This is a genomic window from Streptomyces sp. XY006 (genome assembly GCF_002237655.1).
Taxonomy (GTDB): domain Bacteria; phylum Actinomycetota; class Actinomycetes; order Streptomycetales; family Streptomycetaceae; genus Streptomyces; species Streptomyces levis.
In genome coordinates, this window is sequence record NZ_NOKT01000032.1 from 37,486 (window position 1) to 59,804 (window position 22,319).

20 protein-coding genes are annotated in these 22,319 nt (G+C 73.3%); 13 read left to right on the forward strand and 7 right to left on the reverse strand.

Going from position 1 to position 22,319, the window contains the following annotated elements; all coding sequences use genetic code 11:
- Nucleotides 1-38 precede the first annotated feature (38 nt).
- Genes CHR28_RS30475 through CHR28_RS30495 form a run of 5 tightly spaced genes read left to right on the forward strand, consistent with a single transcriptional unit; the run spans nt 39 to nt 4,719 of the window.
- The gene (locus tag CHR28_RS30475; RefSeq protein ID WP_094056938.1) at nt 39-1,166 is read left to right on the forward strand and encodes an acyl-CoA dehydrogenase family protein; all 1,128 of its coding nucleotides are present in this window, start codon (nt 39-41) and stop codon (nt 1,164-1,166) included.
- Between the two features lie 38 nt (nt 1,167-1,204).
- Nucleotides 1,205-2,773 (forward strand): 4-coumarate--CoA ligase family protein, encoded by a 1,569-nt coding sequence (locus CHR28_RS30480; protein WP_094056939.1) that lies wholly within the window; start codon nt 1,205-1,207, stop codon nt 2,771-2,773.
- Nucleotides 2,770-3,504 (forward strand): enoyl-CoA hydratase family protein, encoded by a 735-nt coding sequence (locus CHR28_RS30485; RefSeq protein ID WP_094056940.1) that lies wholly within the window; start codon nt 2,770-2,772, stop codon nt 3,502-3,504. The genes CHR28_RS30480 and CHR28_RS30485 overlap by 4 nt, the downstream gene beginning before the upstream one ends.
- Nucleotides 3,492-4,103 carry a TetR/AcrR family transcriptional regulator gene (locus CHR28_RS30490; protein WP_179272609.1) on the forward strand — a complete coding sequence of 204 codons (612 nt, stop codon included), beginning with the start codon at nt 3,492-3,494 and terminating at the stop codon, nt 4,101-4,103. Before CHR28_RS30485 ends, CHR28_RS30490 begins: the two co-directional genes overlap by 13 nt.
- A 34-nt stretch (nt 4,104-4,137) precedes the next feature.
- The gene (locus CHR28_RS30495; protein WP_094056942.1) at nt 4,138-4,719 is read left to right on the forward strand and encodes a hypothetical protein; all 582 of its coding nucleotides are present in this window, start codon (nt 4,138-4,140) and stop codon (nt 4,717-4,719) included.
- 11 nt (nt 4,720-4,730) lie between these two features.
- Here CHR28_RS30495 and pdxH read toward each other — a convergent pair whose 3' ends face one another.
- A complete protein-coding gene (gene pdxH, locus CHR28_RS30500) occupies nt 4,731-5,399 on the reverse strand; it encodes a pyridoxamine 5'-phosphate oxidase (protein ID WP_094056943.1) in 669 nt (222 codons plus the stop codon).
- Between the two features lie 279 nt (nt 5,400-5,678).
- On the opposite strand from pdxH, the gene CHR28_RS30505 reads away from it, so the two are divergent.
- Nucleotides 5,679-6,779 (forward strand): citrate synthase 2, encoded by a 1,101-nt coding sequence (locus CHR28_RS30505; protein WP_094056944.1) that lies wholly within the window; start codon nt 5,679-5,681, stop codon nt 6,777-6,779.
- Between the two features lie 18 nt (nt 6,780-6,797).
- Here CHR28_RS30505 and CHR28_RS30510 read toward each other — a convergent pair whose 3' ends face one another.
- Entirely contained in the window at nt 6,798-7,298 is a 501-nt protein-coding gene (locus CHR28_RS30510; RefSeq protein WP_094056945.1) for a diadenosine tetraphosphate hydrolase, read from the reverse strand.
- 413 nt (nt 7,299-7,711) lie between these two features.
- Here CHR28_RS30510 and CHR28_RS30515 point away from each other — a divergent pair, with 413 nt between their 5' ends.
- On the forward strand, nt 7,712-9,178 hold the full coding sequence (locus CHR28_RS30515) for a PAS domain-containing protein (protein WP_094056946.1): 1,467 nt from the start codon (nt 7,712-7,714) through the stop codon (nt 9,176-9,178).
- Nucleotides 9,179-9,388: 210 nt separating this feature from the next.
- On the opposite strand, the gene CHR28_RS30520 is transcribed toward CHR28_RS30515, so the two are convergent.
- Complete coding sequence (locus CHR28_RS30520; RefSeq protein WP_094056947.1) at nt 9,389-10,144, reverse strand: SIS domain-containing protein; 756 nt, start codon at nt 10,142-10,144, stop codon at nt 9,389-9,391.
- A gap of 276 nt (nt 10,145-10,420) precedes the next feature.
- Between CHR28_RS30520 and CHR28_RS30525 the strand changes: the two genes are divergently transcribed.
- Together CHR28_RS30525 and CHR28_RS30530 are read left to right on the forward strand one after the other, a co-directional pair.
- Nucleotides 10,421-11,113, forward strand: a complete 693-nt coding sequence (locus CHR28_RS30525) for a metal-dependent transcriptional regulator (RefSeq protein ID WP_094056948.1) — start codon at nt 10,421-10,423, stop codon at nt 11,111-11,113.
- A gap of 552 nt (nt 11,114-11,665) precedes the next feature.
- On the forward strand, nt 11,666-12,574 hold the full coding sequence (locus CHR28_RS30530; RefSeq protein ID WP_094056949.1) for an alpha/beta fold hydrolase: 909 nt from the start codon (nt 11,666-11,668) through the stop codon (nt 12,572-12,574).
- Between the two features lie 52 nt (nt 12,575-12,626).
- Here the strand turns inward: CHR28_RS30530 and CHR28_RS30535 are convergent, their stop codons facing one another.
- The 3 genes from CHR28_RS30535 to CHR28_RS30545 form a co-directional block, all read right to left on the reverse strand.
- A complete protein-coding gene (locus CHR28_RS30535) occupies nt 12,627-14,219 on the reverse strand; it encodes a transporter (RefSeq protein ID WP_094056950.1) in 1,593 nt (530 codons plus the stop codon).
- A complete protein-coding gene (locus tag CHR28_RS30540) occupies nt 14,216-15,007 on the reverse strand; it encodes an ABC transporter ATP-binding protein (protein WP_094056951.1) in 792 nt (263 codons plus the stop codon). Before CHR28_RS30540 ends, CHR28_RS30535 begins: the two co-directional genes overlap by 4 nt.
- Before the next feature lie 108 nt (nt 15,008-15,115).
- Nucleotides 15,116-15,778, reverse strand: a complete 663-nt coding sequence (locus tag CHR28_RS30545) for a bifunctional DNA primase/polymerase (RefSeq protein WP_094056952.1) — start codon at nt 15,776-15,778, stop codon at nt 15,116-15,118.
- 306 nt (nt 15,779-16,084) lie between these two features.
- Here CHR28_RS30545 and CHR28_RS30550 point away from each other — a divergent pair, with 306 nt between their 5' ends.
- Together CHR28_RS30550 and CHR28_RS30555 are read left to right on the forward strand one after the other, a co-directional pair.
- The gene (locus tag CHR28_RS30550; RefSeq protein WP_094056953.1) at nt 16,085-17,470 is read left to right on the forward strand and encodes a transcriptional regulator; all 1,386 of its coding nucleotides are present in this window, start codon (nt 16,085-16,087) and stop codon (nt 17,468-17,470) included.
- A gap of 200 nt (nt 17,471-17,670) precedes the next feature.
- Complete coding sequence (locus tag CHR28_RS30555; protein ID WP_094056954.1) at nt 17,671-19,365, forward strand: hypothetical protein; 1,695 nt, start codon at nt 17,671-17,673, stop codon at nt 19,363-19,365.
- Between the two features lie 70 nt (nt 19,366-19,435).
- Here the strand turns inward: CHR28_RS30555 and CHR28_RS30560 are convergent, their stop codons facing one another.
- Nucleotides 19,436-20,746 carry an ABC transporter substrate-binding protein gene (locus CHR28_RS30560; protein WP_094056955.1) on the reverse strand — a complete coding sequence of 437 codons (1,311 nt, stop codon included), beginning with the start codon at nt 20,744-20,746 and terminating at the stop codon, nt 19,436-19,438.
- 117 nt (nt 20,747-20,863) lie between these two features.
- Between CHR28_RS30560 and CHR28_RS30565 the strand changes: the two genes are divergently transcribed.
- Both CHR28_RS30565 and purU read left to right on the forward strand, forming a co-directional pair.
- Nucleotides 20,864-21,364 (forward strand): SCO4402 family protein, encoded by a 501-nt coding sequence (locus tag CHR28_RS30565; protein ID WP_094056956.1) that lies wholly within the window; start codon nt 20,864-20,866, stop codon nt 21,362-21,364.
- Nucleotides 21,365-21,410: 46 nt separating this feature from the next.
- The gene (purU, locus tag CHR28_RS30570; RefSeq protein WP_094056957.1) at nt 21,411-22,292 is read left to right on the forward strand and encodes a formyltetrahydrofolate deformylase; all 882 of its coding nucleotides are present in this window, start codon (nt 21,411-21,413) and stop codon (nt 22,290-22,292) included.
- The last annotated feature ends 27 nt before the right edge of the window (nt 22,293-22,319 follow it).

Genomic DNA, 22,319 nt, shown 5'->3' on the forward strand with positions numbered 1-22,319 from the left:
GCCCAGCCCCATACGACCCGCACCCGAAAGGACGTCCCATGGACACCGAAGACCACAAGGCGCTCCGAGCAGCCGTCGCCGCCCTCGGCAAACGCCACGGCCCCGGCGCCGACCCCGATCACCTCTGGTCCGAGGCAGGCAAACTCGGCTACCTGGGCGTCAACCTGCCGGAGGCACACGGCGGCGGAGGCGGCGGCATCGCCGAACTCTCCATCGTCCTGGAGGAACTGGGCGCCGCCGGCTGCCCCCTGCTCATGCTGGTGGTCTCACCGGCCATCTGCGGCACGGTCATCGCCCGCTTCGGCACCGACGCCCAGCGACGGGAGTGGCTCCCCGGCCTGTCCGACGGCACCCGCCGGATGGCCTTCGGCATCACCGAGCCCGACGCCGGCTCCAACAGCCACCGCATCACCACCACCGCCCGCCGCGACCAGGACACCGGAGGCTGGATCCTCAACGGCCGCAAGGTCTTCATCTCCGGCGTCGACATCGCCGACGCCACCCTGATCGTCGGCCGCACCGAGGACGCCCGCACCGGCCGCCTCAAGCCCTGCCTGTTCATCGTCCCGCGCGACACCGAGGGCTTCACCCGCCGCCCCATCGACATGGAGCTGAACGCCGCGGAGAAGCAGTTCGAACTCGCCCTGGACGACGTACGGCTGCCCGCCGACGCGCTCGTCGGCGACGAGGACGCCGGCCTGCTCCAGCTGTTCGCCGGTCTCAACCCCGAGCGGATCATGACGGCCGCCTTCGCGATCGGCATGGGCCGCCACGCCCTCGGCAAGGCCGTCGCGTACGCCCGCGACCGCACCGTCTGGAACGCCCCCATCGGCGCCCACCAGGCCATCGCCCACCCCCTCGCCCAGGCGCACATCGACCTCGAACTGGCCCGCCTGATGATGCAGAAGGCCGCGGCCCTCTACGACGCCGGTGACGACCTGGGCGCCGGAGAGGCCGCCAACATGGCCAAGTACGCCGCCGGGGAGGCCTGTGTGAAGGCCGTCGACCAGGCCGTGCACACCCTCGGCGGCAACGGCCTCACCCGCGAGTACGGACTGGCCCGGCTGATCACGGCCTCGCGCGTGGCCCGTATCGCCCCGGTCAGCCGGGAGATGATCCTCAACTACGTCTCCCACCAGAGCCTGGGCCTGCCCAAGTCGTACTGAGAACCTGAGACTTCCCGCGCCGCGAGGAGGAACCAGCCATGTTCCGCAGCGAGTACGCAGACGTCCCGCCCGTCGACCTCCCCATCCACGACGCCGTCCTGGCCCGGGCCGCCGAGTTCGGCGACGCCCCGGCCCTGATCGACGGCACGGACGGCACCACCCTCACGTACGAGCAGGTGGACCGGTTCCACCGGCGCGTCGCCGCCGGCCTCGCCGAGGCCGGGGTCCGCAAGGGTGACGTCCTCGCCCTGCACAGCCCCAACACCGTCGCCTTCCCGACCGCGTTCTACGCCGCCACGCGCGCGGGCGCCACCGTCACCACCGTGCACCCGCTCGCCACCGCCCAGGAGTTCGCCAAGCAGCTCACCGACTGCGCGGCCCGCTGGATCGTCACCGTCTCGCCGCTGCTGGACATCGCCCGCCGGGCCGCCGAACTCGCGGGCGGCGTACGGAAGATCTTCGTCTGCGACAGCGCGACCGGCCACCGCTCCCTGATCGACATGCTCGCCACCACCGCCCCCGAGCCCCGGGTCGCCATCGACCCCGCCGAGGACGTCGCCGCCCTGCCGTACTCCTCCGGCACCACCGGCACGCCCAAGGGCGTGATGCTCACCCACCGGCAGATCGCCACCAACCTCGCGCAACTGAACCCGGCGATCCCCGCGGGCCCCGGCGACCGCGTCCTGGCGGTGCTGCCCTTCTTCCACATCTACGGCCTCACGGCCCTGATGAACGCGCCCCTGCGCCAAGGCGCCACGGTCGTCGTGCTGCCCCGCTTCGACCTGGAGCAGTTCCTCGCGGCGATCCGGGACCACCGCATCACCGCGCTGTACGTCGCCCCGCCCATCGTCCTGGCCCTCGCCAAGCACCCTGTCGTCGCGCAGTACGACCTGTCGTCCCTGCGGTACATCGTCAGCGCCGCCGCGCCCCTGGACGCCCGCCTCGCCGCCGCCTGCTCCGAACGCCTCGGCCTGCCGCCCGTCGGCCAGGCCTACGGCATGACCGAGCTGTCGCCCGGCACCCACGTGGTGCCCCTGGACGCCATGCGCGACGCACCGCCCGGCACCGTAGGCAAGCTCATCGCCGGCACCGAGATGCGCATCGTCTCCCTCGACGACCCCACCCGGGACCTGCCCGCGGGCGAGTCCGGGGAGATCCTCATCCGGGGCCCCCAGGTCATGAAGGGCTACCTGGGCCGCCCCGACGCCACCGCCGCGATGATCGACGGCGACGGCTGGCTGCACACGGGGGACGTCGGCCACGTCGACGGGGACGGCTGGCTGTTCGTCGTCGACCGGGTGAAGGAACTCATCAAGTACAAGGGCTTCCAGGTCGCCCCGGCCGAACTGGAGGCGCTCCTGCTCACCCACCCCGGCATCGCCGACGCCGCCGTCATCGGCACCTACGACGACGACGGCAACGAGGTGCCGCACGCCTACGTCGTCCGCCAGCCGGCCGCCGCCGGACTCTCCGCCGGGGAGATCATGATGTACGTCGCCGAGCGCGTGGCCCCGTACAAGCGCGTACGCCGGGTCACCTTCATCGACGGCGTCCCCCGGGCGGCCTCCGGCAAGATCCTCCGCCGACAGCTCCGGGAGAGCGCATGACCCTGATCGCCCGCACCCGCGCGCGTGCCGTGGAGACCCTCGCCCTCGACGCGCCGCGCCACCGCAACGCGCTCTCGGCGGCCCTGGTCGGCGAACTGGCCGACGCGCTCACGGACGCCGGCAAGGACACCGGCGTCCGCGCGGTCGTCCTGACCCACACCGGCACCACCTTCAGCGCCGGCGCCGACCTCAAGGACCCGCCCGACCCCGAGGCCCTGGTCGCCCTGCTGCGCCGGATCGTCGAGCTGCCCAAACCGGTCGTCGCCCGGGTCACCGGCCACGTCCGCGCGGGCGGCCTCGGCCTGCTGGCCGCCTGCGACATCGCGGTCGCCTCCACCGCGGCCACCTTCGCCTTCACGGAGGTCCGCATCGGCGTCGCCCCCGCGGTCATCTCGCTGCCGCTGCTGCCCCGCGCCGACCCGCGCGCCCTGTCCCGGTACTACCTCACCGGTGAGCGCTTCGACGCGGCCGAGGCCACCGCGACAGGCCTGCTCACCGCGTACGCCGAGGACGTCGACACGGCCCTGGCCCCCATCCTTGACGGCCTGCGCAGAGCCGCCCCCGACGCCCTGGCCGAGACGAAACGGCTGCTCACGGCTAGGGTGCTGGAAGCCTTCGACCGGGACGCGGCCGACCTGACCGCGCTCTCGGCCCGGCTGTTCGCCTCCCCGCAGGCACGCGAGGGGATGACGGCCTTCCTCGAACGACGGGATCCGGCATGGGTGGTGTGAGCGCGGTCGACCGTGCGGAGAGAGTCCCCAAGCAGGACCGCAGCCGGGCCACCCGGCAGCGGCTCCTGGAAGCCGCCGTGGCCTGCCTGGCCGAACACGGCTGGGCGGGCTCCACCGTCTCCGTCGTCGCCGAGCGGGCCGGTGTCTCCCGGGGCGCCGCCCAGCACCACTTCCCGACCCGCGAGGACCTCTTCACGGCGGCCGTCGAGTACGTCGCCGAGGAACGCTCCACCGCCCTGCGGGCCCTCTTCCCCGAGGGCGCGTCCGGGGACCGCCACGCCGTCGTCGCGGCCCTGGTCGACCTCTACACGGGCCCGCTGTTCCGCGCGGCCCTCCACCTGTGGGTGGCCGCCTCCAACGAGGAGCAGCTCCGCCCCCGCGTCACCGAGCTCGAATCCCGCGTCGGCCGCGAGACCCACCGCATCGCCGTGGACCTCCTCGCCGCCGACGAATCCGTCCCCGGCGTCCGCGAAACGGTCCAGGGCCTGCTCGACATGGCCCGCGGCCTGGGCCTGGCCAACCTCCTCACGGACGACGCCCCGCGCCGCGAACGCGTGGTCACCCAGTGGACCCACCTACTGGACGAGGCGCTGGGCTGACGGCGCTGTCAGTGGCCCGGGCTACGGTTCCGGCATGGGTGATCACTTCCAGACGATCGTCGACCGCGACGCGGACGGGGCGGACGCTGAGCCGCTCGCGCGCAGAGTCGTGCAGTGGCTCGTGGCCGAGGGCGTCGTGCTGTCCGAACGCACGGACTGCGTCCTGGGCCTGCCCCTGGGACACCCACCGGGCCCGCGATGGGAGCGCGCGGTCGCCGAGGCCGACGCGGACGACGAGCCGTGGGACGGCCTCGCCGTGCACACCGGGCGCACCGTCTTCCACGGCTGGCCAGGGGGCATGGAGGCAGCGACGTGTCCGCGCTGCTCGGTCACGACCCGCCTGGTCGACGACGAGTGGGTGACGATCGACGAGGCCTGGGCGCCCTTCGGGGACGCCATCAGCACCTGGTCCGCCACCGGTACGGCCCAGGTCCGCTGCCCGGCCTGCGCCCGCCGGGTCCCCCTGCGCGACTGGGCCTGGACCGACGACTACTTCGCCTTCGCCCACCTCGGATTCGAGTTCTGGAACTGGCCCGAGCTCACACCGGAATTCCGCGGCCGGGTGAGCGAGCTGCTCGACGGGCACCGCACGGCGTTCGTCCAGGGAAAGATCTGAGGCCGGCCCCGTCACGGACTGAGCCGCTCCACCCGCCAGCTCCCGTCGGGCCGCTCCACGTACCGCAGCCGGTCGTGCAGGCGGTTCTCGCGGCCCTGCCAGAACTCCACCGTCTGCGGGGCCACCCGGAAACCGCCCCAGTGCGGCGGCACCGGCACCTGCTCGCCCTCGGGGTAGCGGGCGGCCAGTTCCGCGTAGGCGCCGTCGATGTCGGCCCGGGTGGAGACCACCGAGGACTGGGCGCTGGCCCACGCCCCGAGCTGGGAGCCGTGCGGCCGGGTGCGGAAGTAGGCGGCCGTCTCGTCCCGGCCGGTGCGCCGCGCGACGCCCGTGACGATGACCTGGCGGGCCATGGGGTGCCAGGGGAACAGCAGTGAGACGTACGGGTTCTCCGCCAGGTCGCGGGCCTTGCGGGAGTCGTAGTTCGTGTAGAAGACGAAGCCCTGCTCGTCGAAGTGCTTCAGCAGCACCGTGCGGGAGCCGGGCCGGCCCTCGGCGTCGGCCGTCGAGACGATCATGGCGTTCGGCTCGAACAGCCCGCCGTCCGTCGCGGCCTGCTTGAACCAGCGAGCGAACTGCTCGACGGGCGTGGCGGCCAGCTCGGTCTCGGAGAGCCCCTCCGCCCGGTACTGCTTGCGCATCGAGGCCAGGTCGATGGGGAGGTCGTCGCGGTCGGTCACCCGGTCATCTTGCCGTACGGACGGTGTCCTTCGTCACTGCCTGGCACTGAGTGCCGCGAACCCTCCCCAACCTTGACACTCGGAGATATCGTTTCGGTGCCGTTCCGGTTGGGTGACCGCCAGCCGTACGGGGCATCACAGGGGCAACCGGCCAGGACCGCGAGTCGCCGCAGACGACCGTGGATCCACTGGACGGCCGCCGCCAGCCGACTGACACATGGTTCGTACGGCCCACCCCACATCACACCATCTGTCGCTTACCTCACGAGGAGCCGCCTGATGTCCGACTTCGTACCCGGGCTCGAAGGAGTCGTCGCGTTCGAGACGGAGATCGCCGAACCGGATAAGGAGGGCGGCGCACTCCGGTACCGGGGCGTCGACATCGAGGATCTCGTCGGACACGTCTCCTTCGGCAACGTCTGGGGCCTGCTCGTCGACGGTGCCTTCAATCCGGGTCTGCCCCCTGCCGAGCCGTTCCCCATCCCCGTCCACTCCGGTGACATCCGCGTGGACGTCCAGTCCGCGCTGGCGATGCTCGCCCCGGTCTGGGGCCTGAAGCCGCTGCTCGACATCGATGCCGAAGAGGCCCGCGAGGACCTGGCCCGGGCGGCCGTCATGGCGCTGTCCTACGTGGCCCAGTCGGCCCGCGGCCAGGGCCTGCCCATGGTGCCGCAGCGCGAGATCGACAAGGCCCACTCGGTCGTCGAGCGCTTCATGATCCGCTGGCGGGGCGAGCCCGACCCCAAGCACGTGGCGGCGGTGGACGCCTACTGGACGAGCGCCGCCGAGCACGGCATGAACGCCTCCACCTTCACGGCCCGGGTCATCGCCTCGACCGGCGCGGACGTCGCGGCCGCGCTGTCCGGCGCGGTGGGCGCCATGTCGGGCCCGCTGCACGGTGGTGCCCCGTCCCGGGTCCTGCACATGATCGAGGAGATCGAGCGCACGGGCGACGCCGAGGCCTACGTCAAGCAGACCCTCGACAAGGGCGAGCGCCTCATGGGCTTCGGGCACCGCGTCTACCGCGCCGAGGACCCGCGCGCGAGGGTGCTGCGCCGCACCGCCCGTGAGCTGGGCGCCCCGCGCTTCGAGGTCGCCGAGGCCCTGGAGAAGGCGGCCCTGGCGGAGCTCCACGCCCGCCGCCCCGACCGCGTCCTCGCCACCAACGTGGAGTTCTGGGCGGCCATCGTCCTGGACTTCGCCGAGGTCCCGGCGCACATGTTCACGTCGATGTTCACCTGCGCCCGCACGGCCGGCTGGTCCGCCCACATCCTGGAGCAGAAGCGCACGGGCCGCCTGGTCCGCCCCTCGGCCCGCTACATCGGCCCGGGCAGCCGCAACCCGCGCGAGATCGAGGGCTACGAGGACATCGCCCACTGACTCACTCGGCCCGTGGTCTCACCCGCCCCCGGGTGAGGCCGCGGGCCCGCCCGCGAGCCGGTCCAGTTCCTCCCCGATCGCCTCGCGCAGGGGCCCGTGCCGCGCCCCGAGGGCGTACCGCTCCTCGGTCCACATCCCCCGTGGGTAGAGCCACACGGGCAGCCGCACGCGGTCCGGAGGCTCCCAGTCGTAGCGCGGCCACACATGGGCGTGCAGGAACCCGTCGGTGTTCCCGAGGATCTCCAGATTCACCCGCCGGAACCCCGACTCCACGCGGAGGCAGGCCCGCTCGACCGCTTCCCCGAGCCGGTCCATGCCGTCCAGGAACGCCAGCCGCCGGTCCCGTGGGAGCTCGGACAGCCGCTGCACCGCCGGGTCGTCGGTGAGCAGCACCGAGTAACCCGGCAGGAACTGCACGTCGCCGATCGCCGCGAATCCGGCGTCCAGCCTGCGCATGACGGTGGGATTCTCACCGCGCAGGGCGCTGCCCACGCGGTCGCGGTGCCATGTGCCCGGCATGATCGCCCTCCCCGAGAACGCAGACGACCCGCGAGTCTGGTTCCTCCGGGGAGGAGCCGGCCGGACGTACCGGCGACTCGCGGGTCGGGTGACTGCTTGAGATTGGGCCGGCTGCACGCGCGTTCGCGCGCTGGCTCGGCACCGCACCGAGTGTGGTGTCGGGCCGCTAGCCCGCAGCCACCTCACGCGTCCGGTTTCCATACATCTGCCGAACCACCTCCTCTCTCGTGTACCTGGAACCCTAGGAAACGGTCCCGGCCCGGATCAACCGCTTTTTTTGAGACCTCGGCCCCGGGGGTACCCGCACCGTTGCGACGGCGCTGTCACGGGCCGTTGACGTGGGGATTGCCCGCGTACAACGATTCCTTCAATGTTGGGGGAACCCGGTGTGCGCCGGGTCACCTTCCAGTTGAATGAAGGCAAGGAGCGAACCGGCGTGCCGTACGTGCGGACGCAGCCTGCAGGGGGTCCAGGTGAGTGCTTCCCGGCGTAGTGGGACCACCGACGAGCTGGGGCCGGACGAGCCCGGGCGGGACGGTGCGGACGGCTCTGATCTGCTGGCCGCGCTGCTGGACGGGATGGACGCGGCGCTGTGCGCCTTCGACGCCGACGGTGTCGTCACGCACTGGAACCGCGAGGCCGAGCGCATCCTCGGCTGGAGCGCGGACGAAGCGGTCGGCAAGCGCGGCCTGGCCGGCTGGGCGGTGCGCAGCGCGGACGCCGAGGAGGTTGAGGAGCGGCTGCTGTCGGCGATGCACGCCCCGGGCCGGCAGGTGCACGAGTTCGCGCTGCTGACGAAGGACGGCGGGCGGGTGCTGGTCCGGACGCAGTCGGCGGCCGTGCGCGGGCCCGACGGGAAGCCGGCGGGGGTCTACTGCGCGTTCAGCGAGGTGCACGCCCAGATCGACCTGGAGCGGTCGATCGCGCTGAGCGAGGCGCTGTTCGAGGACGCGGGCTGGGGCGTCGTCCTGGTCGACGTCGACCTGCGGCCCGCCGTGGTGAACGCGCACGCGGCCCGGGCACTGGGCACGGGCCGTACGTCGGTGCTCGGCCGGCCGCTCGGGGAGCTGCTGTCACAGGGCGTGGAGGAGCTGGAGAGCGCGCTGCAGCACGTGCTCGCGGAAGGCGCGCCCCCGGCGCCGGCCGAGGTGTGGGTGAGTGTGCGCACCCCGGAGGGGGAGCGGCGGCGGTGCTGGCGCAGCGGTTTCCTGCGGCTGGCCTCACCGCTCGCGGAGGAGCCGGTTCCGCTGGGTGTGGGCTGGCTGTTCCAGGACGTGACGGAGTTCAAGCAGAACGAGCAGGAGGCGTCGCTGCTGCGGTTTCGCACGCAGCAGCTGCACCGGGCGGCGCGGGCGGCCGCCGAGTGCGAGGACCCGGCGGAGGCGGCGACGGTCCACCTGGACTTCGCACTGGCCGGATTCGCCGATCACGCGCTGATCGACCGGGTGGCCGGTGGCGCGCTGACCGACCCGGAGGCCGCGGGGCCGGTCCGGCTGGTGCGGGTCGCGGCCACGCCGTCCGGGGCGCCGGGGCCGAGCAGGCTCGCGGGCCCGGCCGGGCTGCCCGTGCGCTACCCGGAGGGCCACCCGGCCCTGCAGTGCGTGGAGCGGACGGGGGCGCTGCGGGCGAGCGCGGGCGCCGCGTCCGCCGAGCGGGCCCGCGAGTGGGCGCTGGCGCGCCAGTGGCCGCCGGACGCGGTGCACGCCCTGTGCGCGGTGCTGCGCAGCAGGGGGCGCACGCTCGGTGTCGTGACGTTTCTGCGGGGGGCGGGCCGCAGCGCGTTCGAGCGGTCCGACGCGATGTACGCGGAGGACGTGGCGGTACGCATCGCGACGGCGCTGGACCTGGTGGATCTCACGGGCCCGCCCACCGACGGCTGACCGCTCGCCGACGGCTGACCGTCCGCCGACGGCTGACCGTGCGCCGGCGGCTGACCGTCCGCCGACGGATGACCGTCAGCCGACGGATGACCGTCAGCCGACGGCTGACCGCTCGCCGACGTCCTGACCGCCCGTCGGCGGCTGACGGCCCCGGCCGGCTCGGACCAGGCCTAGCCCGGACCCGGCCGACGCGTTCCGCCGGCTCCCCGTTCAGTGCCGGTAGAAGATCCGGTCGCCGTACTGCTCCATCACCCGGGCGTTCCAGTCGTGCCCGCCGTCGACGTTCCCGGAGCGCAGCAGCGGCGGCTCGACGCCCCGCTCGGCGAGGGTCGTGGCGGCCGTGGCCATGACGGCCTGGAGCAGGGCCGAGGTGACGACCGTGGAGGCGGGGGCGAACGGCGCGGGCACCTGGTCGTGGGTGAGCTCCGCGTCGCCGACCGCGATCTTGGAGTCGAGGACGAGGTCGCAGTGGTCCTTCAGATACGTGCCGGAGGCGTGCCGGGACGTCGTCTCCGAGGCGTAGGCCACCGACGTCACGCCGATGACCTTCACCCCCAGGGCGCGCGCGTGCAGGGCCATCTCCACGGGCAGGGCGTTGCGCCCGGAGAGGGAGATGATCAGCAGGGCGTCGCCCGCGCGCAGCGGGGAGTTGTCGAGGACGGCGGCGGCGAGGCCGTCGACGCGTTCCAGGGCGGAGCCGAGCGGTGCGGGCATGACGTCGACGCCGACGGCACCCGGCACGGCGAGGAGGTTCATCAGGGCGAGTCCGCCGGCGCGGTAGACGAGGTCCTGCGCGGCGAGGGAGGAGTGCCCGGCGCCGAAGGCGAAGAGCCGGCCGCCCTGCTCGACGGTGTCGGCCAGGAGCGTCCCCACGGCCGCGATGGCGTCGGCCTCCTCGTCACGGACCCGCCGCAGCAGGTCGATCGCGGCGTCGAGGAACTGGCCGGCCGGCGCGCGGTCGCTCATACGGGATCCCCTTCGGAACTGGCCCACGGGCTTGTGTCGCGCATCACCGTGCGGTCTGGACCAGTGCGGTGTCAATACGGCCGGACGCCGCCCGCGTGGCCCCGGGGCCGGTCAGGGCGGGAGGCGGGAGTCCGTACCCTGCTCCGGGGCCCGGTAATCCACCGCTTCCCCTCCGGCGGCACGGTTGTCGGTGGTATCCGGCAGAATTGGGTGCAGGGCCAGCGCACGCGCCGGTGAGCCGTCCAGCCTCCGGCAGATCTCATTCGAGGGGCACGTATGTCCGGACTGATCGACACCACGGAGATGTATCTCCGCACCATCCTCGAGCTGGAGGAAGAGGGTGTGGTCCCCATGCGCGCCCGTATCGCCGAGCGGCTCGACCAGAGCGGCCCGACGGTGAGCCAGACCGTGGCGCGGATGGAGCGCGACGGCCTGGTGTCCGTCGCCACCGACCGGCACCTGGAGCTCACGGACGAGGGCCGCCGCCTGGCCACGCGCGTGATGCGCAAGCACCGCCTCGCCGAGTGTCTGCTGGTGGACGTGATCGGTCTGGAGTGGGAGCAGGTGCACGCCGAGGCGTGCCGCTGGGAGCACGTGATGAGCGAGGCCGTGGAGCGCCGCGTCCTGGAGCTGCTGCGGCATCCGACGGAGTCGCCGTACGGCAACCCCATCCCGGGGCTGGAGGAGCTGGGCGAGAAGGACGGCGCCGACCCGTTCCTGGACGAGGGCATGGTGTCGCTGGCCAGCCTCGACCCGGGCACGGAGGGCAAGACGGTCGTGGTGCGCCGGATCGGCGAGCCGATCCAGACGGACGCGCAGCTGATGTACACGCTGCGGCGGGCGGGCGTGCAGCCCGGCTCGGTGGTGAGCGTGACGGAGTCGGCGGGCGGCGTGCTGGTGGGCAGCGGCGGCGAGGCGGCCGAACTGGAGTCGGACGTGGCCTCCCACGTGTTCGTGGCCAAGCCCTGAGCCTGTCGAGTGCCGGTGCCGGAGGGGTGCTCGCGGCGTTGGCGTGATCCGTACCGCATCCGGGGTCCAGTCCGTCGAATGGCAGCGCTCGTCCGCTTCCCGTGCGACGCTGTCGCGTGAGGCATATGACCTGAGGGGCTCTGGGCCGTGGCCTGACAGCGATGTCGCCCGGCCGGGGAGGGGGCGGGAGGATGTGCCGTTCGGACGGAGAGGGCCCCGGCGCCGTGCGGCGCCGGGGCCTGTCCTCCCCTGTGCTGACCCGGAGCCCCGAGCTCTCAGGGTCATCCCCCGCGGACCGGTTTCCCCGAGCGGTCCGCCTCCCGCTGAAGATCTCCCCTCGGCAGCGGCGATCAATCCCCGAGGGCGGTCACTCGAATGAGGGGTGTTGTCCGCCGGAACCGCATCTTCGAAAGCGCATTCGATAGTCTGCGGGCGACGCAGGGCACGGGTTCACCGGGACCCGGCACGACAGGCACGGCAGGCAGAACACGGTTCACAGGACCGTCCGGCCGCAGCGGCCGCGGTCCGCGCGAAGCTTGGGGGGTGCCAGACATGGCGCGACGCATCGACGTGACCGGGACGGGCGGCGTACGCCTCGCGGCCTGGGAGTTCGGCGACCCGCCCAAGACCGGTCCGGCGCAGGACGGGCCGGGCGCGGGGGAGGGACAGGGCGGGCGGTCCGGGGCCGGCGGCTCCCCGGGCGTGCTGTTACTGCACGGCCTCATGGGCCGTGCCTCGCACTGGGCGCCCACCGCCCGGTGGCTCTCCGGCCGGTACCGCGCGGTCGCCCTCGACCAGCGCGGCCACGGCCGCAGCGACAAGCCCCCACGGGGAGCCTTCACCCGGGACGCCTACGTCGACGACGCCGAGGCCGCTCTGGAGCAGCTCGGCCTGGCCCCGGTCGTCCTCATCGGCCACGCCATGGGCGCGCTCACCGCCTGGCAGCTCGCCGCCCGGCGTCCGGACCTGGTCCGCGGGCTGATCATCTGCGACATGCGGGCCTCCGCACTCGGCGCCGCGTCGCAGCGCGAGTGGGCCCAGTGGTTCGCGTCCTGGCCGCTGCCCTTCGCCACGCTCGCCGACGTCCGCAAGTGGTTCGGCGAGGACGACCCCTGGGTGGAGCGGCCCAACCCGGCCCGCGGCGAGTTCTACGCCGAGGTGATGGCCGAGTCCCAGGACGGCTGGCGTCCCGTCTTCGAACCGGAGCAGATGCTCCGCTCCCGCGAGACCTGGGTGTACGACGCGCACTGGGAGGAGCTGGCCCAGGTGCGGTGCCCCGCCCTGGTGGTGCGCGGCCTCGACGGCGAACTGGGCCGCGCCGAGGCCCAGGAGATGGTCCGGGTCCTGCCGCGCGGCCAGTACGCGGAGGTCGCCGACGCCGGTCACCTCGTCCACTACGACCAGCCGGAGGCCTGGCGCGCGGCCATCGAGCCGTTCCTGGACTCGCTCGGCGACGACTGAGACCGCCCGGCGCCCGGCACCCGGACCCGCACGCCCGCCGCGACCGGCCCCGTCACCCCTTGCTGACCGCCTGGAGGATCTCCGGCAGCCGCCGGGCCGTGCGGGGAGCGGCCAGCCGCAGTCCCGCCGCCGTGAGCACCGCCCCGTACAGCGTGCCGGCGGGCAGCAGCAGCCAGGCGAAGTCGTCCCCGTCCGCGCTCACGTTCAGCCAGATCGCGAGCGCGATGACGGGCGCGCACAGCAGGGCCGCCCCGATCATCCCGCCGAAGACGGAGATCCAGGCGAGTCCGGTCTGCCCGGGGGCGACGTTCTTGTAGCCCTCCTGCGGGATGGAGTAGGGGAAGCGGGCGGAGGTCCACGCCCCGGTCGCGAGCATCGCGCCGAGCAGCGCGAACGACAGCCCCAGCGCCTCGGGCAGCCGCGGCCAGTCGCCGAGCATGGCGGTCGTGAGGACGGTGACGAGCGCGGCGTACGGCAGGGTGATCAGCAGCAGCGCGTAGGCCCGGGCGCGCAGTTCGACGTAGGCGTCACGGGTGGAGGAGATCGTCGTCGCGACCATCCAGAACGCCGAGGAGTCCTGCCCGAACTGGTTGTACATCTGGATGCCGAGCATGCCGGCCGCGAAGCACGCGAAGTACACGGACCCGGTGCCCTGCCAGGCGTTGAAGACCGGCACGATCAGCCCGATGGCCAGCGAGGTCACCCAGGCCGCCTTGGTCTTCGGGTCGCGCCACACATAACGCAGGCTGCGCTCCATCACCGTGCCCGTACGGCCGGGCGGCAGCAGTGCGGCGAGCCCGGTCGAGGACCGCTCGCGGGCGGCCGTGTCCGCCGTCGGCAGGGTCGAGCCGTCCGGCGAGGTCATCAGCCGGGTCAGATGCCGCGACCACACCGCGAGCAGCGCCGCCAGTGCGCCGGCGCTGAGCGCCAGTTGTGCGACGGCGCGTCCGTACGAGCCCTCGCTCACCGCGTGCACGGCGCCGATCGCCGAGGCGGGCGGCACCCACTGCAGCACGTCCCCCGCCGGGTCCAGCTCGCCCAGCCCCGACGCCCCGATCCGCTGGGCGCCGAAGTTGACGATCTGTGCCCCGATGGCGATGACGAGCCCGCTCAGCACGGCGAGGTCGCGTCCCTTGCGGCTGGTCAGCAGCCGGACGTTGGCGGCGGCCACGGCCCGCGCGAGGGCCACGCACACCAGCAGCGCCAGTACGACGGCGACCACGCCCACCGCGAACGCGGCCCCGCCCCGCGCCACCGCGATCACCGAACCGGCCAGCAGGCACAGCGTGAACAGCGGCCCGATCCCCACCAGCGAGGCCGTGAGCAGCGCCCGCACCAGGGGCCGGGGCCGCAGCGGCAGCATCACCAGCCGGGTCGGATCGAGGGTCTCGTCACCGCTGGGGAAGAACAGCGGCATCACCGCCCAGCCGAGCCCCAGCACCGCCACCGCCGGCACCACCACCGACGCGGCGTGGGCGTGCCCGCGCAGCGCGATCAGGCCGATCAGCTGCAGCGCGGCGAACAGCAGGGCGAAGACGGCCGAGGTGATGTAGGCGGCCTTCCGCCCGCCGGACTGCCGCAGTCCGTTGCGCAGCAGCGACAGCTTCAGCCGGATGAAGACGGGGGTGAGGGCGCCGGCGCTCACCGGGATCCGCCGCCCAGCCAGTCGAGGTCGGACCCGGCGTCCCGCCCCTGGGCGCCGACGAGTTCGAGGAACGCCCGCTGCAGCGACGGCGCGTCACCGCGCACCTCGGCGAGGGTGCCGGTGGCCCGGATGCGCCCGGCGGCCATCACCGCCACCCAGTCGCACAGCGACTCGACGAGCTCCATGACGTGGGAGGAGAACACCACGGTGGCGCCCGAGGCGGTGTAGCGCTCCAGGACGCCCCGGATGGTCTGGGCAGAGACGGGGTCGACGCCCTCGAACGGCTCGTCCAGGAAGAGCACTTCGGGATTGTGGAGCAGGGCGGCGGCGAGACCGATCTTCTTGCGCATGCCGGTCGAGTAGTCGACGACGAGCTTGTGCTGGGCGCCGGCCAGGTCGAGGACGTCGAGGAGCTGGGTGGCCCGCTTGTCGACCTCGGCACCGGGCAGCCCGCGCAACCGGCCGGAATAGGCCAGCAGTTCCCGCCCGGACAGCCTCTCGAACAGCCGCAGCCCCTCCGGCAGCACCCCGATGCGGGCCTTCACCTCGACGGGATCGCGCCACACGTCGTGCCCGACGATCTCGACGGTCCCGTGGTCGGGCCGGAGCAGCCCGGTCACCATGGACAGCGTGGTGGTCTTCCCGGCCCCGTTCGGCCCGACGAGCCCGATGAACTTACCCGCGGGCAGCTCCAGATCGATCCCGGCGACAGCGACCTGCTGCCCGAACCGCTTCCAGAGCCCCTGCACACGCACAGCGCTGGATCCCACCGCGCCTCCCTCCGTCACCTTGCACCCTACGGTTCCGGTGATGCCTCGGGGGCGCGGGGAACTGCGCGACCAACCACGGACGGCCCGCGGTCGCCACACCACGCAAAGGGGCAGACGAAGGGGCGCCTAACGATCCCTGCCGCACGCATAGGCCAACGGCGAGATCAACTCCTCCGCATCCGGCAGCCACCGATTGGCAGGCGTCGGCCGGCAGGCCCACTGCACGGCCCCACGGGACCCGAACCGCGTGGGCGGCGCGGCCACATACGCGCCCTCGCCCAGCACCGTCAGATCCAGCGACGCCACCGACCACCCCAGCTTGCGCACCAGATCGGGCACCTTCACGGCGGCCCCCGGCAGCACGAAGAACTCCATCCGCCGGTCCGGCGTGAGCGTCACCGGCCCCAGCGTCAGCTCCATCCGCTCCATCCGCGCCAGCGCCAGGAACCCGGCGGTCTCCGGCACGGAGATCGCGTCGAACGTCCGCCCCGTCGGCAGCAGGATCGACGCCGTCGGCTGCTTCTGCCACATCCGCCGTGCGACCGTCGCGCTCCCCGTCGCCTGCGTCGCCCAGTCCGGACGCGCCGGGTGCGAGCCGGGTGCCGGACACGCGGCGTCACCGCACGAGCAGCGCTGACTTCCGTCGACGGCTTCCAGCCAGGTGCCCGGGAACACGTCCCAGTGCCGCTCCTCGGCGTAGCGGACGGCGGTCTCCAGCAGCGATTCCCCGCGCTGCTTCGGGATCTGAGCGGCTTCGGTGCCGGCGATCGTCTCTTCCACGATGAACACAACTCTGGTCGTCACCAGGGGTTACGCCCGCCGACGTGCGCGGGGAGGAGCACCTCGCCCGTGGCCGGGGCGCATGGGTGCATGTGCGGGGGCGCGCAGGAGGATCCATGGCCGGAGGTGGGTAGCCACGAGTGGGGCCGGCACCAGCCGTTACCCCGGCAATCCTCACATGCCTCGCATTTTCGCCTGGTCGGCGGGGCATTGATCTTCACGGCCGGATCCCTTCGCCGGGACGCGAGGGGCCCGGCCGCGGAAGACACGTCAACTCGGTGCGTGGGCAGGCACCGCAGCCACAGGGGGTACGCCATGGCCGCAAGGCCGCTCGTCGCCCGGCAGCCGAACGAACGGCTCCAGGCGCTCATCCAGGAAGCCGGTTGCTCCAACGCCGGCCTCGCCCGCCGGGTCAACATGTGCGGAGCCGAGCACGGACTCGACCTGCGCTACGACAAGACGTCCGTGGCGCGCTGGCTGCGCGGGCAGCAACCGCGGGGCAGGGCACCGGCGATCATCGCCGAGGCGCTGGGCCGCAAACTCGGCCGTACCGTCACGATCGACGAGATCGGCATGGCCAACGGCAAGAACCTCGCCTCGGGGGTCGGCCTGCAGTTCTCGCCGACGGTGCTGGGGGCCATCGAGCAGGTCTGCGAGCTGTGGCGCAGCGACGTGGGGCGGCGGGACTTCCTGTCCGGCTCCTCCGTCGCCGCGTCCGCGCTGGTCGAGCCCAGCCGCGACTGGCTGATCTCCGCGCCGGACTCGCAGGTGTCGCGGTCGGCCGGGCCGCGGGTCGGGCAGTCCGACGTCCAGGCCGTGCGGGCCATGACGCAGGCCCTGGTGGATCTCGACCACCAGTACGGCAGCGGGCATGTGCGCCCGGTGGTGGTGCACTACCTCAACAGCGTGGTCTCCGGGCTGCTTGCGGGGTCGTACCGGGAGGCGGTCGGGCGGGATCTGTTCGCCGCGGTGGCGCGGCTGACGGAGCTGGCCGGGTACATGGCCGTGGACACGGGCCAGCCGGGGCTGGCGCAGCGCTACTACATCCAGGCCCTGCGGCTGGCGCAGGCCGCCGGGGACCGCGGCTACGGCGGTTACGTCCTCGCGGCCTCCATGAGCCATCTCGCCGCGCAGCTCGGGAACCCGCGGGAGATCGCGCAGTTGGCGCGGGCGGCGCAGGAGGGGGCGCGGGGGCGCGTCACGCCGCGCGCGGAGTCCATGTTCCACGCGGCGGAGGCGCGCGGGCACGCCCTGCTGGGCGACGCGCGCGCCGCCCAGGTCGCGGCCGGGCGCGCGGTGAGCGCCCTGGAGGCGGCCGACCCGGCCACCGGGGACGACCCGGCGTGGATCGCGCACTTCGACGAGGCGTATCTGGCCGACGAGTTGGCCCACTGCCACCGGGACCTCGGGCAGGCCGAGGCGGCGGCGCGGTGCGCGCAGGAGTCGCTGGCGGGCCATCCGCGGAGCCGGGCCCGCCGCCGGGCCATCGGATATGTGTTGCTCGCCACAGCGCAGGTGCAGCAGCGCGAGATCGAGCAGGCGTGCAGCACCGGCATGAAGGCGGTCGAACTGCTGGAGGGCCTGCGCTCCAACCGCGGTGCCGAGTACCTGGAGGACTTCCAGCAGCGGCTGGAGCCGTACCGGGACGAGGCGGTGGTAAGGGAGTTCGGCGCGCGGCTCGACCTCCAGGCGGCGGCGTGAACACACGCTCCGCGCAGGCGTGAACATCCGGGAAACGGCCCCTTGACGGGCGGGAGGTGACGCGAAGGCGTGCCGTGACCCGGTTTTGTTGCCGCGCTCACAGGGCAGGAGGCCGCGCCCTGTGCTGCGTGGCACGGGGCTCAGGGGACCCGGTAGCGTGACCCGACGATTCACAAGGTCCCCCATTAGTAGGAGTCCCGGTGACGCAGAGTGGACAGGGCGAGGAGCCCTCGGCGCGCCCCGCGCGCGAAGGCATCGTGCTGCCCTCGGACGGTGGCGAACCCCTGCTGCCGGGGATGACGGGCGGACCCCGTGACGCTCCCGCGGGCCGCCGTCCCGCCGCGCCCCCGACGGGGCAGGCCCCCGCGGAGGGCCAGACCTGGGGCCTGCCGTGGGGTCCGGAGCAGCAGGCGGCCCCGCAGCCGGGCCAGACCTGGCAGTCCCCGCCGCCCCAGCAGTGGCACACGCCCGAGCAGCAGGCCTGGGACGGCCGGCAGCCCGCGGCCGGCCCGCAGGACCCGGGAGCGCTCCCGCAGCAGGACACCCGGCCGCCGCAGGCGTACGACCCGCAGGCGCAGCACGCCGCGTACGGCACCCCGCAACCGCCGGAGGGCGCCTACGGCGCTCCCGGCGCCGGAGCCCCGCTGCCCCCGGAGGGCCCGCAGACCCCCGGCCCGTACGGCGCCGCCGGGGGAGCCCCCCTGCCGCCCGCCACGGACGCCTACGGGGCACCCGCCGCGGGCGGCATGCCGCCGGCCTCCGACGCGTACGGCTCTCCCGCCGGTGCGCACGGGCACGGTCCGGCAGGCGCCCCGCTGCCTCCCGCCGCCGACGAGGGGGCGACCCAGTACCTGCCGCCCGTCGCCGCGGACGGGGCCGCCGCGGCCACGCAGTACCTGCCGCCCGTCCCGGCGGCCGCCGACGAAGGGGCCACGCAGTACATACCCCCGGTCGGACCGGGGGCGCTGCCGCCCGAGTCGACCGCGGAGGACCCCGAGGCGACGCGGTTCCTGGGCACCGGACCGCGCGCCGGCGCCGGACCGCTGCCGCCCTCCTCGAACCCGGACGCCGAGGCCACGCAGTACATCGCGCCGGTGTCCGGCGGCGCGGACCCGCAGCCGCCCGCCGAGTTCGGCCACCTCTTCCGCGACGACCAGGCCGCCGGCGCTCCCGCCGGGGCCACCCAGCAGCTGCCCCGCGTCGAGCAGCACCGGCCCCAGCCCTCCCACGGAGCCCCCGCCGCGGGCCGCTCCCGCGGCGGCCGGACCGGCTCGCGCGTCCCCCTGATCGCCGCCGTCGGCATCGGCATAGCCGTCCTCGGCGTCGGCGCGGGCGCGCTGCTCGCCGGCGGGGGCGGCGACGACGACGCCGGCGACGACAACAAGACCGTGGCCGCCTCCGCGCCCGCGACGGAGGGCTCCGCCTCGCCCTCCGCCGACCCGGCCCGCGCCCAGGCCGTCGAGCTCGACAAGCTGCTCGCCGACAGCGGCGACAGCCGCAGCGCGGTGATCAACGCGGTGGCCGACGTCAAGGGCTGCGACAACCTCGCCCAGGCCGCCAAGGACCTGCGCGACGCGGCCAGGCAGCGCACCCAGCTGGTCACCCGGCTCGGCGGCATCCAGGTCGACCGGCTGCCCGACCACGCCGCGCTCACCACCGCCCTCACCAAGGCGTGGCAGGCCTCCGCCTCCGCCGACAACCACTACGCGGCCTGGGCCGACCAGACCGCCGGCAAGAAGGGCTGCAAGAAGGGCCAGGCCCGGGTCACCGGCCAGACCCAGGCCGGCAACCGGGCCAGTGGCGTCGCGAGCGCCGAGAAGGCCAAGGCGGCCACGCTGTGGAACAGCATCGCCAAGACGTACGGCCTGACCGAGCGCCAGCCGACACAGCTGTGACGAGCCGGACACTCCGACTCACTCGGACCATCCGAGTGAGTCGGACCGGCGTGGGCCGCCAGGCGTCCGCCTAGTAGTTCACGTCGGCGTCCTGCAGCGTGCGGGTCGTGTCGACGAAGCCCTTGCGGGCCGAGACCAGCCGCCCGTCGCGCACGACCTGCAAGGTCACGTTCGCGTTGACCAGCCGCGGGAAGCCCACGGCGGCCAGCTCGTCCTGGAACCGCCACTGCAGGGTCGGCGTGAGCCCGCCCGTGTCGGCCTTGAAGCCGTCGTCGAGGGCCTCCGCCACCGTGTCGGCGCTCACCTCGCCGTCGCCGAGCGACTCGACGACCCGGTGGAACACGGAGTAGGCGATCCAGGTGGTCTGCACACCGGCGTCCGCGGGGTCGATGCGGTTGTCGCCGAAGGCCTCCTCCTTGATCACCTGCTTCATCCCGTCCCAGCGCGGGTCACTCGCCACGGGGTACCAGCCGGTGATGTACGAGCCCTCGTAGGGCCCCGACGCCCCTCCCGTCGCGTCGATCACCGTCTGGTCGACGCTGCCGAGCACGGCGGCCGTCCGTACCTCGGGGTACTCCTCCCGGGCGCGGCGGAAGGAGTCCATGAACGTGCCGTTGCGGTCCCCGAGCGCCGGCACCACACAGCCCTCGTCCTCCGGGTCGACGGTCGTCGAGCGCAGCGCCCGCTCGGCGTGGCCGGTGTACTCGGTGGCGTCCTCGGGCGCGCGCTGGTCCCGGGCGGGCGCGTGCCCGCCCGACTTCAGGCCCGAGTCGAGCAGCGGCGGCAGCTGGTCGCCCGCGATGGTGTCGGGCCGGATCAGCGCGACCGGCCCGCAGTCGGCGAGCGCCCGGCCCAGACCGGCGAGCAGCGCGGGCTGCCCGCCGTTGACCGGGTAGGACAGGGGGCTGGTGAACTCGGCGTTCGTGATGCCGTAGCCGCCGATGTACGGGATGCCCGCGCCCTCGAGGGACGGGAAGAAGGAGTCGGCGTACTGACTGTAGGATCCGACGACCGCGACCACGTTCTCCCTGGCGGCCTGCCGGGCGCACTTCGCCGCGGCCACGCTGTCGTTGTGATCGTTGCAGGTCAGCACCTTGAGCTCGCGGCCGTTGATCCCGCCGCCCGCGTTCACCCAGCGGGCGTAGGCGCGGGCGAAGGCCGGCATGCCGGGCTTGTTGGTGGCCTTGGTCTTCTCGGGCGCCCACGTCATGACGGTGATGGGATCGTCCCCGGCACCCCCCGTGGTACCGGGCACGACCCCGCATCCGGCGAGGAGGGACGCGCACGCGACCGCCGTGCCCGCGGAGAGGACGCCTTTTCTGGCGTGACGGGTGAGGAGGCCGGGGAGGGATGTGCTGCGAGTACGTCGCCTGCCGGTCATGGTTCCGCACGATTCCGTCACATGGCTAACCCATGAGTGACCCGCGGTCAACGATCGGTGACGTACAGGTGAATTGCGGGGGTCCGTGTGACCGATGTGGAGGGGAACGTACGATCGATGACCGTGCAAGCTTCGGAGAACTCTTCCCGACGTGGCCGTCGCTCATCCACCATGGGCGGCATGCCTGTCAACGACATGCCGTGGTGGCGCTGGCGCAGCAACGTGCGCTCGGCGCTGCACATGCTCTCCGATCCCGTCTTCCAGCGGGACGTCTGGCTGGCCGGCGTGGACGGCTACGGCGACGTGACCGACGCGGTGTACCGGCTGGTCGAGGACACCTGGCTGGACCACTGGTCCGCCGAGAAGTACGTCGGCACGATCTTCCGCGACTCGCAGGAGGCGGCGCTGGTCGACACCGCCGTGCTGCGGGTGCTGCGGATCATGCACCAGGTGGGGCCGGACGCGCCGGTCGCCGCGTACCTGGAGCACGAGGCGTGGCCGGAGGCGGTCGGGGCCGCCCGGGAGGCCCATGTGCGGCTCGCCGCGAGCGACGGTGAGGAGCCGGACACGCCGCCGCGCAGCCTCGAGGTGCTGCGGATCATGACGAGGTCCGCCTAGCGGGACGATTGCCGGTGCCGTCGGTCCTTGTGGGAACCTGTCCAGCATGAACGAGCAGTCCACCAGTGCCGCGGTCCCGGCCGACCAGTACGTCCTCACCCTTTCCTGCCCGGACAGGAAGGGCATCGTGCACGCCGTGTCGAGCTACCTGTTCATGACCGGCTGCAACATCGAGGACAGCCAGCAGTTCGGCGACCACGACACGGGGCTGTTCTTCATGCGGGTCCACTTCTCGGCGGACGCCCCGGTGACGCTGGAGAAGCTGCGGGCCAGCTTCGCGGCGATCGGTGACTCCTTCCAGATGGACTGGCAGATCAACCGGGGCGACGAGAAGATGCGCATCCTGCTGATGGTCAGCAAGTTCGGGCACTGCCTGAACGACCTGCTGTTCCGGGCGCGGATCGGGGCGCTGCCGGTCGAGATCGCGGGTGTGGTGTCCAACCACACGGACTTCGCCGAGCTGGTGGGTTCCTACAACGTGCCCTTCCACCACATCCCGGTGACGAAGGACACCAAGCCGGAGGCCGAGGCGCGGCTGCTGGAGATCGTGCGCGAGGAGGGCGTGGAGCTGGTCGTGCTGGCCCGCTACATGCAGGTCCTCTCGGACGACCTGTGCAAGCGGCTGAGCGGGCGGATCATCAACATCCACCACTCGTTCCTGCCGAGCTTCAAGGGCGCGAAGCCGTACCACCAGGCGCACGCGCGGGGTGTGAAGCTGATCGGGGCCACGGCCCACTACGTGACGGCCGACCTCGACGAGGGGCCGATCATCGAGCAGGAGGTCGAGCGGGTCGGGCACGACGTCACGCCGGACCAGCTGGTGGCGATCGGGCGGGACGTGGAGTGCCAGGCGCTGGCGCGGGCCGTGAAGTGGCACGCCGAGCGCCGGATTCTGCTGAACGGGCGGCGGACCGTGGTGTTCGCCTAGGAGCTCGGGGCCTGAGGGCGCGTCCCC